Annotated in this window: 11 protein-coding genes; 4 read left to right on the forward strand and 7 right to left on the reverse strand. The window is 57.6% G+C overall.

What is annotated here, in order from left to right:
* Positions 1–9 precede the first annotated feature (9 nt).
* From yccS to RGW60_RS21345, 6 genes are all read right to left on the reverse strand, one after another.
* Entirely contained in the window at positions 10–2,193 is a 2,184-nt protein-coding gene (gene yccS / locus RGW60_RS21320) for a YccS family putative transporter (protein WP_322206456.1), read from the reverse strand.
* A 127-nt stretch (positions 2,194–2,320) separates the two neighbouring features.
* A complete protein-coding gene (locus tag RGW60_RS21325; protein ID WP_322206457.1) occupies positions 2,321–3,499 on the reverse strand; it encodes an NAD(P)/FAD-dependent oxidoreductase in 1,179 nt (392 codons plus the stop codon).
* A 107-nt stretch (positions 3,500–3,606) separates the two neighbouring features.
* Entirely contained in the window at positions 3,607–4,986 is a 1,380-nt protein-coding gene (gene dbpA, locus RGW60_RS21330; protein ID WP_322167297.1) for an ATP-dependent RNA helicase DbpA, read from the reverse strand.
* 54 nt (positions 4,987–5,040) lie between these two features.
* Positions 5,041–6,471: a multidrug transporter subunit MdtD gene (mdtD, locus tag RGW60_RS21335; RefSeq protein ID WP_322206458.1), complete on the reverse strand. Its 1,431-nt coding sequence runs from the start codon at positions 6,469–6,471 to the stop codon at positions 5,041–5,043.
* A 7-nt stretch (positions 6,472–6,478) separates the two neighbouring features.
* The gene (locus RGW60_RS21340) at positions 6,479–7,813 is read right to left on the reverse strand and encodes a TldD/PmbA family protein (protein ID WP_322206459.1); all 1,335 of its coding nucleotides are present in this window, start codon (positions 7,811–7,813) and stop codon (positions 6,479–6,481) included.
* Entirely contained in the window at positions 7,813–9,255 is a 1,443-nt protein-coding gene (locus tag RGW60_RS21345; protein WP_322206460.1) for a TldD/PmbA family protein, read from the reverse strand. Before RGW60_RS21345 ends, RGW60_RS21340 begins: the two co-directional genes overlap by 1 nt.
* Between RGW60_RS21345 and RGW60_RS21350 the strand changes: the two genes are divergently transcribed.
* On the forward strand, positions 9,254–9,478 hold the full coding sequence (locus RGW60_RS21350; protein WP_322206461.1) for a hypothetical protein: 225 nt from the start codon (positions 9,254–9,256) through the stop codon (positions 9,476–9,478). The genes RGW60_RS21345 and RGW60_RS21350 overlap by 2 nt on opposite strands.
* Here the strand turns inward: RGW60_RS21350 and RGW60_RS21355 are convergent.
* A complete protein-coding gene (locus tag RGW60_RS21355) occupies positions 9,475–10,170 on the reverse strand; it encodes an RraA family protein (protein ID WP_322206462.1) in 696 nt (231 codons plus the stop codon). The two genes, RGW60_RS21350 and RGW60_RS21355, sit on opposite strands and share 4 nt — an antisense overlap.
* Before the next feature lie 310 nt (positions 10,171–10,480).
* Between RGW60_RS21355 and RGW60_RS21360 the strand changes: the two genes are divergently transcribed.
* From RGW60_RS21360 to RGW60_RS21370, 3 genes are read left to right on the forward strand one after another with little or no spacing between them, the layout of a single operon-like run.
* Positions 10,481–11,302 (forward strand): hypothetical protein, encoded by an 822-nt coding sequence (locus RGW60_RS21360; RefSeq protein WP_322206463.1) that lies wholly within the window; start codon positions 10,481–10,483, stop codon positions 11,300–11,302.
* Entirely contained in the window at positions 11,299–14,613 is a 3,315-nt protein-coding gene (locus tag RGW60_RS21365) for a LysM domain-containing protein (protein ID WP_322206464.1), read from the forward strand. Before RGW60_RS21360 ends, RGW60_RS21365 begins: the two co-directional genes overlap by 4 nt.
* The gene (locus RGW60_RS21370) at positions 14,598–14,957 is read left to right on the forward strand and encodes a hypothetical protein (protein WP_322206465.1); all 360 of its coding nucleotides are present in this window, start codon (positions 14,598–14,600) and stop codon (positions 14,955–14,957) included. The genes RGW60_RS21365 and RGW60_RS21370 overlap by 16 nt, the downstream gene beginning before the upstream one ends.
* The last annotated feature ends 20 nt before the right edge of the window (positions 14,958–14,977 follow it).

Genomic DNA, 14,977 nt, shown 5'->3' on the forward strand with positions numbered 1-14,977 from the left:
ATGATCTTTTCAGGCCGCGATGGATTCTTTGATCAGGTGCGCGGCCAACGTTCGCAGTGGCCCCAATTGACGACCAATTAACGCGAGCTGGGTTTGTACCAATCGCTGACCGTCGTCTATTTCATCAGGAATCTGTTCAAGTTCATTAGCCAGTGCTTCCTCCGCGTCACTCTGAATCGCGACGGGTTGCTTGTTGGCCAAGCTTTGGGCGATTTCATCAATGCTCGCCGCCAGGCTGGCACCGGCGCCATTGATCAAATGCTCGCGGGTCTCGGACGGCAACTGCGTTTCGCGGTGCGCCCCCAGCCCTGATAGATAACTCAACAGCGTGTGGGACAGCACTAAAAAGCGGAAGCCTACATCAGCGTCTTTGCGAAAGTGTCCTGGCTCCATAAGCATGTTGGCCAAGGTGGTCGATAGTGCAGCGTCGGCATTATGGGCGTTACGACGGGCCAGGCGGTAAGCCAAGTCGTCATTCTTGCCGTGCGCATACTGCTGCATTATTTGCCGCAAATAAATACTGTTGCAGGTGAGTGTGTTCGCCAGCACCTTATTGAGTCGTCGCCCTTGCCAGTCCGGCAGAAAAAGGAAAACGGCGAGGCCGGCAATCAGACTGCCAAGTAAGGTATCGAGCAAGCGAGGCAGAAATAGCCCGTAACTATCACCGGTCTGGTTGAAGCAGAACAGAATCATCAAGGTCATCGCCGCGGTGGCCAGGGTGTAACGCGAGGTGCGATTCACGAAGAACACAATGCCCGCCGCAATGGCAAACATTGATTGAATCAAAGGGCTCGGAAACAGATCAAACAATGCCCATCCGGCTGTCAGACCAATGGCCGTGCCGCTGATTCGCTGCACCAGCTTACGCCGCGTCGCGCCATAGTTGGGCTGGCAGACGAACAGCGTCGTCAAAATGATCCAATACCCCTGCGATGGATGCACCAAATGCACCATGCCATAGCCGACGCTCAACGCCAGCGGTAGTCGTAAGGCATGGCGGAACAACAGCGACGTCGGCGTCAGTTGCAGCCGGACTCGGTTCCACACGTCCTTAAGACCGCTTGGAGAGCGGTCGAGCAGGCTGCTGTCAGAGGCATCTGCCAAACTGTCGGGATTGCTGGCGTCTCTAAGTAGACGGTCCAACGTTCCTAAATTTGCAGCCAAGGCACGCAACGAGCGCAATAGTCCACGCCACGCCGGATTACTCTGAATGCGCAGATGCTCTAGCGAGGCATGCAAGTCTTCCAGCGCATGGGCGAAGCCTTCGTCGTAAACAAAGGGCTGACGTAGCTGGATGGTTTCTGACAATCGACGGCATGCGATCCCTTGCTGGCGCAGCAATCGAAGGCAACGGAACAGCACGTCGCTGTGGAAAAATGCATCGGCCAGCGCGTTGTACGGGTAGTGGGACGAGCTGGCACGCTCATGGATGTCTTGTGCCAGAAAATACAGCTTCAAGTAGCGACTGACCTTTGCCCCAGGTCGACCATCGCCCACGCGGTGCAGGATGATTTCCTTAGCAGCATTGAGCGCGGCGACGACGCGACCATTTTGTTGCGCCAACGCCAGGCGCCGACCTTCGAGGTCCAATTGGCGGATGGGCTCAAACAGCGTCGACTTGAGTTCCAGATAATGTCCCAGTTCGCTAAACAGCTTGGCCAAGCTTTGTTGGACCGGCTGATTGGAAAACAACATCTGCCACAGCACGGACAATAAGCCGTACCAGGCAGCTCCAGCGACCAGCAACATTGGCTCATGCCAAACGTCCGTTACCTCACCGCCGCGCTGATCGACGCCGATCATGGTATACACCGACAAAATCAAGGTGGCGGACGCAATGGCGCCATAGCGCCCGCCCAAAGCGCCAAGCATGGTCAGGCAAAAAGCTGCGATGGCCAAGGCACAGACGAAAAATAGCGGGTAGGGAAACAACAGTTCGACCGATAGAGAGGCGATGCTGAAACACACTAGCGTCACGGCCAGAGCATTCAAACGGCCTTGCCAGCTGTCATCGGTCTCGGCCAACGCGCTGGCAATAATCCCCAGAAACACCGGGATCAAAAGAGCCATTTCGTTTTGATACCAACACAGCGCCATTGCTCCGGTCAGGGCAATGAAAACCCGCAGGCTATAGCTGAACTTATCCAGCGCCCACAAACGACGGAGCGTATGACGAAAAGTAGGTGACGGCATAAGGGGCTAACGGCCTTCTTCGCTGTTGATTCAGACCACATAAGTATCTACAGCGCTAAGTGTCAGCTGTACATAAGGTTCAGCAAAAATCTTTTTGCAGCCAACAGGTCACCACCCTCTGTTGTCTTCAGACAAACTGCGCAGCCGCGTAGGCCGAGGCCCAGGCCCATTGGAAGTTGAAGCCGCCCAAGTGGCCACTGACGTCGAGCACTTCACCAATGAAATACAGCCCCGGTGATTTCAGCGACTCCATGGTCTTGGACGACACCTCGCGGGTGTCGATACCACCGAGTGTCACTTCTGCCGTGCGATAGCCTTCGGTCCCCGCAGGCACCACATTCCAGCAGGCGAGCTTTTCAGCGATGTCGTTGAGTTCGCCCGGTGTGTATTGCTTCATCGGTTTGGAGGCGAACCAATGCTCGGCGATCAGGTTGGCCATCTTTTTGGTGAAGAGTTCACCCAGCAAGGTTTTGAGTTCGCTGTTAGGCCGTTCCGCTTGCTGCTGCAGTAACCATTCAAGCGCATCGTGATCCGGCAGCAGGTTGATTTCGACGGTTTCGCCGGGGTGCCAGAACGAGGAAATCTGCAAAATCGCCGGTCCGCTCAGGCCCCGGTGAGTGAACAAAAGGTTTTCGCGAAAGCTAATGTCATTGCAACTGACCAGACAATCCACCGAAGTGCCGGACAGTTCGGTACACAGTTCTTTGAGTTGGTCGGTGATGGTAAACGGCACCAGTCCGGCGCGGGTCGGCAGCAAGGTATGACCGAACTGTTTGCCGACTTGATAACCAAACCCGGTCGCGCCCAGCGTCGGGATCGACAGGCCTCCGGTGGCGATCACCAGCGATTGGCAATTCAACGTGCCCAGCGCCGTGCCGAGGCTATAGCCGTCGTCGGTTTTTTCGATGTCTTGTACCGATGTGTCCAGATGCAGGCTGACACCGGCTTGTTCGCATTCGTTAAGCAGCAGCTCAAGGATGTCGCTGGATTTGTTATCGCAAAACAACTGGCCGAGTTTCTTCTCGTGATACGGCACACCGTGTTTGGCGACTAGCGCAATGAAATCCCACTGGGTATAACGCGCCAGCGCCGATTTGCAGAAGTGCGGGTTTTGCGAAAGGAAATTTCCGGGTTCGGTGTACATGTTGGTGAAGTTGCAACGTCCACCGCCGGACATGAGGATTTTTTTGCCGGCCTTGTTCGCGTGATCAATCAGCGCCACCTTGCGCCCGCGATTGGCCGCCGTGAGGGCGCACATCAAACCTGCGGCGCCAGCGCCGATGATCACAACGTCAGTAACGGGCAAAGCGAAATCCTCAGGTAACGGTTAAAACTTTATGGTCCGACATGGCCCCTTCCCGAATTCAATCGCCCCCTGTAGGACCGAATTTATTCGGGAAGCTTTTTGGGGTCTTACAAAATCCGAACCCGCAACGAGCGACCTTTGATTTTGCCGTTGTTCAAACGCTCCAGCGCTTGCATGGCCACGACGCTTTCGACGGCCACGTAGGCCTGGAAATCAAAAATGGCGATTTTGCCGACCTGGGTGCCTGGAATGCCGGCATCGCCGGTCAAGGCGCCAAGAATATCCCCAGGGCGAACCTTGTCTTTACGGCCTGCGCCGATCACCAGCGTGGTCATGGTCGGTTGCAGCGGTGCGCCGCCTTTGCTTTTCAAATCGTCCAGTTGTTCCCACTTCAGCGGGGCTTTCTGCACGTCTTCGATGGCTCGGGCGCGGTGCGCTTCGGACGGAGCAACCAGGCTGATGGCCAGGCCTTTCTCACCAGCGCGACCGGTACGGCCTACACGGTGGATGTGCATTTCGGAGTCACGGGCCAGCTCAACGTTGAGCACCATGTCCAGCGCATCGATGTCCAGACCGCGAGCAGCGACGTCGGTGGCAACCAATACCGAGGTGCTGCGGTTGGAGAACATCGCCAGCACTTGGTCACGGTCACGCTGTTCCAGATCGCCGTGCAGGCCGACTGCGGAAATGCCTTTGGCGGTCAGGTGGTCGACTACTTCCTGGCACTGCTGCTTGGTGAAGCAGAACGCAACGCAGGACTGTGGACGGAAATGCCCAAGCACTTTAACCACAGCGTTGAGACGGTCTTCCGGGGTGATTTCATAGAAGTGCTGCTCGATCTGGCTGTCGGCATGCAGCGCCTCGACCTTGACCGTTTGCGGGTCTTTCATGAACTTCGAAGACAGCTGCTTGATGCCGGCTGGGTAAGTTGCCGAGAACAGCAAGGTCTGACGTTTTTTTGGTGTCTGATCAATGATGTTTTCGATGGCGTCGTAGAATCCCATGTCGAGCATGCGGTCAGCTTCGTCGAGGATCAGCGTGTTCAGGCCGTCCAATACCAGCGAGCCTTTGCGCAAATGCTGCTGAATACGCCCCGGCGTGCCAACGATGATGTGCGCGCCGTGCTCCAACGAACCGATTTGCGGCCCGAAGGAGACGCCGCCGCACAAGGTCAGGACCTTGATGTTGTCTTCCGAACGCGCCAGACGACGAATTTCTTTCGCCACTTGGTCAGCCAGTTCACGGGTAGGACACAGCACCAATGCCTGGCAACCGAAGAAGCGTGGGTTGATCGGGTTGAGCAAGCCGATGCCGAACGCGGCGGTTTTGCCACTGCCGGTCTTGGCCTGAGCAATCAGGTCCATCCCCTTGAGAATCACCGGCAGGCTCTGCGCCTGAATCGGCGTCATCTCGGCGTAACCAAGGGACTCCAGGTTAGCCAACATGGGGGCGGAAAGAGGCAGTGAGTTAAAAGCGGTGCTAGTCACGGGACGGGCCTGCAAAACAAAATGTCGCGCAGTGTATCAGGTCGCGGTCCCGTCCTAGTCGTGGATCTCGGGTTCCTGACGAGGAACACTTCGTCCGCCTTGAGGGGGTAGCTGTAGAAAAATCCCCGCAGCCAGCATCGACAGCACCCCAACGCTAAGGAACGTCTTTTGGAACGCCCCCAATAAGCCGCTCACTGCACCGCCGGTAATGTCGTCGGTGAAACCGCCGAGTAAGGCTGCGGCACAGGCCACGCCCAGGCTCAAGGACAGTTGCGCCACCACTGACAGTAGGCTATTGCCGCTAGCAGCACTCGCATCGTCAAGGTCTATCAGGGTTACCGCATTCATGGCGGAAAATTGCAGCGAGTTCACCGCACCCACAAATCCGAGGTGGATCAACAGCAACCAATACGGGGTCTGTGCATCCACCAGACCCAGGCTGGCCAGCAGCAAGCCCAGCAGAAACGTATTGCCGGTAAGTACGATGCGAAAACCCAGACGCTCAATGAGCGGCCGCGCCAATGATTTGGAAATCATCGCGGCAACCGCCAGCGGGATCATGCTCATCCCCGCTTGGGACGGCGAATAGCCCAGCGCCACTTGCAGCAACAGCGGTACGAGAAACGGCAGGGCGCCACTGCCGAGGCGCGAGAATAAATTGCCGAAAATACCCACGGCAAATGACCGCGTGCGAAACAGCGCGGGGGCGAACAAGGGATAGTTGATATTCCCGGCCCTTAGCCAGTAAGCCGCCAGGCACGCCATTCCGCCAAACAACAACAGGACCACGCGCATATGCGGCAGGTGCAATTCGCCCAAGCCTTCAAGTGCGATAGTAATCAGGACCATTGAGGCGCCGAACAATAGAAAACCAACCCCATCAAAACGCGTGCGACCGCCGCCCGGCAAGTTCGGCACCAGTGCGTTGATCGCGTAGCAACCGATCAGACCTACCGGAATATTGATCAGAAATATCCAATGCCAGCTCAGGTATTCGACCATCCAGCCACCCACGGTCGGGCCCATCAGCGGCCCCAATAAAGCGGGTACGGTGATGAAACTCATGATCCGCACCAGATCTGATCGCGGGTAGGCGCGTAACACAATCAAGCGCCCGATGGGCACCATCAACGCGCCGCCCAGGCCTTGAACCACTCGCGCCGCGACTAGCATGCCCAACGAACTGGACAGCGCACACAGCAGCGAGCCAAGGCTGAACAACAGGATCGCGCTAAAGAAAATCCGCTTGATGCCAAACCGGTCGGCGATCCAGCCCGAGGCCGGAATCAACAACGCCACGGTGAGCATGTAAGCAATGACCACCGACTGCATGCGCAAGGGGTCTTCATTCAGCGAGCGGGCCATGGCCGGAAGGGCGGTATTGAGAATCGTGCCGTCGAGGCTCTGCATGAAAAACGCGATGGCGACGACCCATGGCAACCAGCGCAGGGTTCGGGCGTCCAGAATCGGTGTGCTGGTTGGCATACGTTCCTTAGAGCGTGAGGGTCAAGCGACTGATCAACGCGCCTGGCAGCAGGCTTGAAGCGGTTTGACGTTGACTGTAAGTGCTGGCGGACAGAATCAGTTCCGTTTCGCGGGTTAATTGTTCGAGTGCGCTGCCCAGCAGACTGTAGACGCTGTCGTCGAAACGCATGGTATTGACCGGCGCTTGTATTTCGCCGTTTTCGACCCAGAACGTGGCAAAGCGGGTCATGCCGGTCAAGCGTGCAGCGGATTGATCAGAGAAATTCAGGTACCACAAATTGCTGATGTACAGCCCGGTGCCGAGTTGCTTGAGGATATCTTTCAGCGCCAGGGTTCCGCCGGCCATGCTCAGGGCGCTGGGAGATTCGCCGCCGCCCGCACCATTGGCGGTCAGGCCATATTCCGCCGCGCTGCGCGAACCGACCAGTTGTTCGTGGGCGCGGCCTTCGCTGATCAGCGACAAGTCACTGCGCGGATAGCCTTCGCCGGAGAACGCAGGCGACAACGAGCCGGTGACCTGTTCGTTCAGGCTCACCAACGGGCTGAGGTGCGCGTCGCCGTTGTACAGCCGCTGTAACGGGCTGGTTTTACTGGCGATGGCGTCGGCGGAAAAGCCACCCCAGCAGAGCATGCCGATCACTTCTTCAAGTGCCGCAGGAGCCAGGTACGCGCGGTATTCGCCGGGCGCTAAGGCATGCAGGGGTCGACCAAGAAACTCGAGTTGTTTCCGGGCTTGCTGGAAGCGCTGGGCGAACGTCTGGTCGTCCCAGTGATCCCCGGCATAGCTCGCTTTCACCGCCTGACCGTTGGCGTGAAACAGGCTCCAGTCGAAGTTGAAACTATTCGCCTGATGCCAACCCAGCGCGCCCCATGAACTGGCGAAACCCCGGTACAACGGGCCTGCGGCATAAAATCCCACCAGGTCCAGGCCTTCGGCCAATTCGCTGATTTGCGCCAGCACCCGCGCGCTGTCTGGCAGGGGTTGATGCTGAGTGTTGCTGATCTGCCAATCGTCAGTGTTGGGCAGCAAGTACGGGTCTTGCGGCAACAACACCAGGGTTTCCCGTAACTGTTGCAAGGCCGCCGCCAAGCGACTTTGATCAACCTCGGCGTCCCCCGACAAGGTCAAGCGCAAGTCAGCATGACGGCCATCGTTGATCAACTTGAGGTTCAAATCAGCCTGCTGCACATGCCCGGCCTGACGCACTTTGGCATGGTTGAAACGAATGAATTCTGAGGCTTCGGCGTTGTAGCCCAAGGTGAACGCTTCGGGGGCGGCAATCGCGCCACGCAGCCAATCGACCAGCGCGGTGAATTGTTGTTGCTGAGTCAGGTGTTCCATTAAGCGTCCCCTCCGAATACATCAACCTGCGAGAACACGCAGGCGGGTGAGGCGTGGCCGACACGCACCACTTGGTTGGGTTCGCCTTTGCCGCATTTAGGCGTGCCCAGGACCTCGAAGGTGCTGGCATCGCCCACGGCGGCGAGGTTGCGCCAAAACTGCGCGGAGATCGCTCGATAGTTCGGATTTTTCACCACGCCTTTGAGTTCGCCGTTCTCGATCAATTGGCCCCACTCGCAACCGAACTGGAACTTGTTGCGTGCGTCATCGATGGACCATGAGCGATTGGTTGACATCATGATACCGTGCTCAATGTTGCCGATCAGTTGGTGAAGGGGCGTGTCTCCGGGTTCAATGTTCAAGTTGGCCATGCGGTCGATGGGAGGACGGTTCCAGCTGCATGCGCGGCTGTTGGCAACGCCTTCCATGCCAGATCGAAATTGCGACAGCGCACCGCCCAATGGTCGGACCAGCACACCGTCGCGGATCAGAAATTGTTTGCTGGCGGGGGTGCCGTCATCGTCGTGGCTGTAACTCGCCAGCTGTTCGGGGATGTCTGGATTGAACGTCACGTTGAGCAGTTCGGAGCCGTATTGCAGGCTGCCAAAATCACTGGCTTTGACGAAACTGGTGCCAGCGTAATTGCGTTCATCACCGAGAATCCGGTCCAGCTCCAGGGGGTGACCAATGGACTCGTGGATTTGCAGGATCATTTGGTCGGGCGTCAACAGCAGGTCTCGCGGCCCGGACGGGGTATTCGGCGCCATGATCAGTTGCAGCGCTTGATCGGCGACCTGTGCAGCGGCGCCGATCAATCCGCAGTTGCTGATGACCTCTGCGCCGCCCTGTTGGCCGAAATTATCGCGGCCCAGGCTTCGGGTTTGGCTGTCGCTGCCGTCATACGCCGTGACGCTCATGCCCGGATAAACGTAGCGCTGGGCCAGACGAACCTCGGCGCCTGCGGTGTTCAAGTAGATTTGCTCGACGTTTTCCAGCCCAAGACTGACTTGCCAGCTCACCAGGCGTTTGTCGCTGGGCACCGCTGACGATTCGGTTGATAGCAGTTGATAGCAATCGCCCAATGATGGAAACACATCGGCCAGGTGCGGCGACAGGTAATCGGCGCAGCTGTTGGAGACCGGCTGATCGCGGAGGTCGAGCAGGGCGTAAGGCGCCAAACGCCGGGCGTGTTGCTCGGCCTGCTCAAGTGCTGCTTGCAGCCCGCGTTGCGAGAGATCGTTGGTCGCCGCATAGGCTTCGACGCCATTGACGCGCACGGTCAGCATCGCGCCTTCATCAGTACTCAGGTAAGGCGGCTCGGCGACGTTCTTGCGCACGGACAAGTGCTGACTGGTGTGTCGGACGTAACGCAGGGAGAAAAATTCGGCAGGGCTGCGCAGCGCGCTAAACCGCTGCTTGAGCTGAGCGGAGAAATCGAACATGCAGAATGGCTCCGTCAAATGGGCTGATGCCGTCGCGGATGAATTGGTTTCACAGGGGCTTACGCTGATCTGTGGGAGCGAATTCATTCGCGAAGGCCGCGACGCGGAGTATCAGATACACCGCGTTGACCGTTTCCCGAATAAATTCGGTCCTACAGTGTCCCCCGCAATTGCGCAAATCTACTGTGGGAATGAGTTCATTCGCGAAGGCCTGATCGCTTAAACCGGGCAACCCTTGCTGCGCAGAATGGCGTCAAAACGATCCGGGTCCAGCGTGCCTGATTCGATGGCCGCCAAGGTCGCTTGTTCCCGCGCCAGCAAATCTTTGCAGCGCTCCAGCAACTCAGGCAGCTCGGCACGGGCGGCAGCAACAACGCCATCGCCGTCACCAATCATCAAATCACCGGGCATGACCAGCATGCCTGCGCAGGAAATAGGTACGTTGATTTCGCCGCCGCCGTCGGTGCTCGGACCCCGATGCACGCCGCCGATGGCATAGGCCGGAAGCTCGCCGGTTTGCCATTCGTCCAGGTCACGCAGGGCGCCGTTGATGACCACGCCAACAATACCGGCCTTGAGTGCCATGGCGCGCATGATGCCGCCGAACACTGCGCGGGTCAGGTCGGCACTGCCATCAATCACCAGCACATCGCCGGGACGGGCCATCTGCATGGCTTTGAGAATCATCAAGTTGTCGCCGGGACGAACGCGAACGGTCAAGGCGCTGCCAAGCATTGGCGCGTTGCCGTGGAACGATTTGAGTCCCAGGCCGCCCACATTGCGGCCCAAGCAGTCACTGACGGCGGCGGCGGGAATTTTGCTAAAAGCTTGAAGCCACATCGGATCGAGGGGTTCAGCGTTTGGGTTGATCAGATAGCCCGTGGGCCATGTGCTCGAAGACACTACATCAAACATGGAGAAAGCCTCGTGGCCAGTCATTGCCGGCTTGTCGAATAGAGCGGGGGGTGATCGTTTGCGTGGCGATAGATTAGGCCCGCGCACCCGTCGGGATCAAGCTTGACTCGTTTGTTGCGCGCCAACCGGGCCTGCGAAATCCTAGCGAGCAGCCCATACGCTGTGGGTGCGCTGTCTTTTCTTTATCTTTGTAAGACTAATCCTCAAGCCATACAGGAAACGTCTCTTTCGTGTCCCCCCGCATTGAAGCGGCGCTTTATTCACGGCATGTTTCGCCCTTTCTGACACTTCATAAGGACGAACCGTTTTTATGCCTGACGCGATCCCCCGGTTTCTTAACCGCCCCACTCTGGACTGTCCTCGCCTGGAACATGGGCAGAAGATGGCGTTCCTTATCGAAGCTGCCCACGCCACTGCCGCATGGGCGGTACTGATGCAAAAAGGTGCGCAGTTCAAGGTTGAGCCCCTGTGGTCCGGCACGCCGTTTCAGGCGCAGATGGCCCAAGGGCCTTCCTGGTTTGTGGTCAATGCTCAGTGCGTCGATGGGCTGGCGAAGGTATGCCATCAACGTCCAGCCGGTATAGCCCTTGCCTGCGCCGACCCGGTTCAGGCACTGGCGCACGCTCGCACATTGTTGAGCATGACCCCGTCCGGTGTATTGGCCATTCACGACCCCGTTATCTGGGCCGCGCTGGCCATGGAGAACGTTGGGCAACATGCCTGCCTGTTTGGTCCGTGGCATGAGGTCTACACCCCGGTCCCTGCCGTTGATCCCACCGCCCATCAGTGGCATGTCTGGGAAGCCGAAACGCCGGCCACCGGGCCTTGCCAATACCCCCTCACTTTCCCTGACACCCTGTACTCGACCTACACCGACATCCGCTGGCTGCACTGGCTGCGGCAGTACCCGCAGCACTTTGCTCAGGTGCCAGACCCCGAGCTGCCCCGCGTTATCAGCAACCTCGATTTTTTCGTGAAGCACGGCATCGGCGCTGACGGTCACCTGTTGCAGCTGTCTGCGCTGGTCACCCATGGCGATCTGCGTGAGCGCGAAGACCTGCTCCCCATACTCACCTCGCACCAACGGCCACACCATCGGGTCGAGCAATTGCTTCAGGAGTTACAGCCATGACCACGCGTCTTTATACCGTCCAGCAAGGGGACACCCTCAGCGCTATCGCGCAACGATTAAGTAGCAGCGTTAACGAATTACGGCGCCTCAACCCCTTTATCAATAACCCGAACTACCTCCGCACCGGGTGGACGCTGAACGTGCCGGACACTACCGACGTGCCCGTGGCGCCTGTGCCGGACAGCCCACCGCCCGCAGCAGATAGCAACGCCCAGGGGGTGTTGCACCTGGACCCCATTGCCGCGCCGCCTGAACAGTGCAGTATCAATTTCTGTGGCGAGCAGGCGTGTAAAAGCCCCGGGCACTACGCGGATATTATTTATGAGGTCGGCCAGGAGCGCTTCTGGCTGCTGCGCGAACACACGTTAAATACGCTGGTCGAAGCCGCCGATGACCTGAAAAAGAAACTGCTGACCAGTGATCCGGATTCGCGGGTTAGCGCGTTGAATGACGCGGACTTACTGGAACCCTTTCTGGAGCCCAAAACCAGCAGCTTTCTGGATGCGCAGGACAGCCAGCGGTATTTGCAGATCGAGCATGAGTTGGAGCAGATAGGGCACGACCTCGGGCGTTTCGGGGTCCGCGAAGAGGGCTTGCAGGACGTCAAGCACGTACCGAATCTCACGGTTGAGCAGCTCAAGCACGTCAACCAACAGCAACAGGCCGCCTTGCCGTTACGCCGCGAGCAGGCCGTATTCGACGCTCTGGGCCATAAAATCGCCCTAGAACGCGGCTACAGCTTTGAAGGCGGGCGTCTGTACAGCGCCGAGGCGATGAATGCGCGCGAAATTATTCAACGCTACCTCAAGCAGCGCCAGGTCTTCGTCGATCAGGGCAAAGCACACTTTAGTCCCGCAGAACTGGAGAAGTATCAACAGGAATACACGGAAATCATTGCTGAGTTGCAGTACGCAAATGCCCACCGCACCGAGCCGCGACGGGACGTTGAGCTGTGGCTTCTTCAGTCCAGAGGGCAATTCCACTATTCCGAACTGGTTAAAACCTTTCTCGAAGCCGCCGCTTACGGCCTGGCCTTGCCCGAATACGCCCTGCAAGGCGACCACGGGAATATTGAGCAAGGGTTCGAAGCGTACGAGAAATACCACGCGTTGCTCAGGCAAAAAGCAGCCCTGAATCAACACGTGGAAAAATCCTTCGACAATTGGGTCGACGTCGCCAAACAACAGCCGCCGAGCAGCCTGTTCACCACCGAAGCCGTGCAGTGGCAGGCGCTTGACGCCCAGGAACAGGCGCTGAAGAAACAGGCCCAAGCATTCGTCAGACACTCCAGCCCCCAACGCCACCTGCTTTGGAACCCTGAGAACTTCGCGCCACAACCGCAACAACGGCTGGTGCGCACAAACTTCCCGCTGCGAGAAATCAGCGTCCCCACCGAGCGCACGCGCCTGCGCCACTTGAGCCTCACCGACGTATTCAAACACCTCAATCAACGCACCCGGGACCTGCTCAAGGAAGACCTCAAAAAAACACTGGCCCAAGCCAAAGATCCCACCTTAAAACTGGCGGCGGGCACTGCCTCTGCCGACCCGGACCTGTTCACCTCGTGGCTGAGAATGAACGACGCTCGGCCCCTTGACATCCAGGACGGCTGGTTCGACCGCAACGGCTTCTTTCAGCCTGAAACGTTCAAGCGTTACATCAACACCGAAAAAATCTACATCGAAAACCTGCGCGACGACGCCACCTTCGACGCGTGGGGTAAAGACCTGCGGCAAATGCTTTTCAAACACAGCACCCTCGGCCCCCTGCGCCTTTACGACAACAGCCCGCAAGCGCGCTTGATCCGGTGCTTGACCCAGGGCCAGAGCGACGTGCAACTTGCCAGCCAAGTACTGGCCCCCAGCGTCAGCATGAAAAAAGGCCTAGGCGCGTCGGCCAACGTGACGCTGGACGTCAACCTGGCGCAGGGCGAAATCGAGGTGGCCTCGTTTGAGCTGCCAAGCCGGGCCGAGGCGAAAGCGTTAACGCTGAGTTACACAAACGAGAACGACGACCAGGGCCAGAAAGTCGCGAACGGCACTGTCTCGATCGGGGCGTTTTGCCTGAGCGGCAGCCTCAAAGCCTGGGGCTTCGCCGGCGCCTCAATGATGCTCAGCGCCAACCTGCGCGTGGGCCCGAACAAACAGGAAAACGACGAACTCGGCCTCGACACCGGGCGTGATGCGGAACGCCGTCTCAGTCGCGCAGAATCCGGCCTGAGGCCCCACATCCGCCACGACGAGGTGCTTGGTGGACAGTTCAACCTGTTCGCCGGCGCGCAAGCCGGGATCAAAATCAACGGCTCACTGCTTTGGACCCCGCCCGACGACTTGCTGACCCTGCGTCACCCGGTCTTCAAAAAGCACGTAGACAACGACGGTTGGCTGGAACTCGCCACCCTCGGGATTGACGCCTCCGCCGCCTTGGGTGTCGGCACCAATGCCGGGCTAACCCTGTCCCTGCAAAACGGCTACGTGATCCTGCGCATGAACGCCACCATCATCGCCGGCCCCGGCGTGCAGGGCGCCTTCAACTTCATCGTGGGCTACAAGGCAATTATCCAGATCCTGGACATCTTCAATAAGGCACTGGTTGAAAACAACTATAAAAAAATGGTCTGGGTACAACCGGAAGCTTTCGCTTACTTCAGCAAACTGCAACTGCTCAGCGCGCTGGGCGTGGACATACAGTGGGTGTTCTTGAGGGGGTATAACATTGTTAATCGGATGTATGACGCGATAAAGGCCGGCGGGCGGGCGGGACCGATGGCGCGGGAGCTTGTAATAAACGTAAAAAACGTCGATTTTAAACAGTGGTATTCCAGGTTGACGCCCGAAGGATTGGGGTCGTTGCTGGATACGCTGCTTAGCACACCGACAGCCTTTACTGTCGAACAGGGAGGGTACAAAAAAGAATACAACCGTCGAGAGGCTCACTTAGTTCAGCAGCAAGCGATCGAAATCATTTTAACGTCCATCTATGAGAACGCCACGGCAAACGCACACAACAAGATCGGCTATGAAAGCCTGGCGTCGGCGCAGGAGCGGTTTGGCAAAGCAGTATTGCGTTTTGCATCTTTTGACAAACCTGTTCGCTCCGATCGGATTTATTGCCGGAATGTATACCGAATGAGTAATTTTATGGCGGCAAATGCTGGTGAAAAAATAGAAGATAGAGGTATGCAAGAACGTTATATAAAAGTGCGGCGTCGATTGGGCGAGGCGATGGATAACACCTGTGGATTTTCAACAACGACACAATTCTGGAAACCAGAGGCGGGGGCGGAGTTGGCACCATGGCCAAAGTATTGATTGTCGCGCGAAAAATATCCGGCCTATTATTTCTATTAAGTAATTGTGCATGGGCTGAATTAACATCAGAGCAAGAGGCGGCTCGGGTTAAGGGCATCTTTCTTTACAATATGAATGATGGCTATACGTCGAAGCCGTTTCTTGAAATTGCTGCCAGGGCTGGCGATGGAGAGTCGCAATATTATTTGGCAGAACTTATACGGCTCCGAAAAAAATATATCACCGCCGAGGCGCAAGCATTGTACGAAGCTGCCGCCGAAAAAGGCGATATTTACGCCATGATGCGGTTGGCCGAAAAAAAGATGATCTTTGTCACATTATGGAGAACTGCCCGCCTGATATAAAAACACCTCAACAGTGGTCG

The organism is Pseudomonas sp. AB6 (assembly GCF_034314105.1).
GTDB lineage: Bacteria > Pseudomonadota > Gammaproteobacteria > Pseudomonadales > Pseudomonadaceae > Aquipseudomonas.

Bases quoted from the DNA above. Each gene is read 5' to 3' on its own strand.
- yccS (WP_322206456.1), bottom strand. From the start codon at position 2,193: ATGCCGTCACCTACTTTTCGTCATACGCTCCGTCGTTTGTGGGCGCTG.
- mdtD (WP_322206458.1), bottom strand. From the start codon at position 6,471: ATGCCAACCAGCACACCGATTCTGGACGCCCGAACCCTGCGCTGGTTG.
- RGW60_RS21340 (WP_322206459.1), bottom strand. From the start codon at position 7,813: ATGGAACACCTGACTCAGCAACAACAATTCACCGCGCTGGTCGATTGG.
- RGW60_RS21350 (WP_322206461.1), top strand. From the start codon at position 9,254: ATGCAGAATGGCTCCGTCAAATGGGCTGATGCCGTCGCGGATGAATTG.
- RGW60_RS21345 (WP_322206460.1), bottom strand. From the start codon at position 9,255: ATGTTCGATTTCTCCGCTCAGCTCAAGCAGCGGTTTAGCGCGCTGCGC.
- RGW60_RS21355 (WP_322206462.1), bottom strand. From the start codon at position 10,170: ATGTTTGATGTAGTGTCTTCGAGCACATGGCCCACGGGCTATCTGATC.
- RGW60_RS21360 (WP_322206463.1), top strand. From the start codon at position 10,481: ATGCCTGACGCGATCCCCCGGTTTCTTAACCGCCCCACTCTGGACTGT.
- RGW60_RS21365 (WP_322206464.1), top strand. From the start codon at position 11,299: ATGACCACGCGTCTTTATACCGTCCAGCAAGGGGACACCCTCAGCGCT.
- RGW60_RS21370 (WP_322206465.1), top strand. From the start codon at position 14,598: ATGGCCAAAGTATTGATTGTCGCGCGAAAAATATCCGGCCTATTATTT.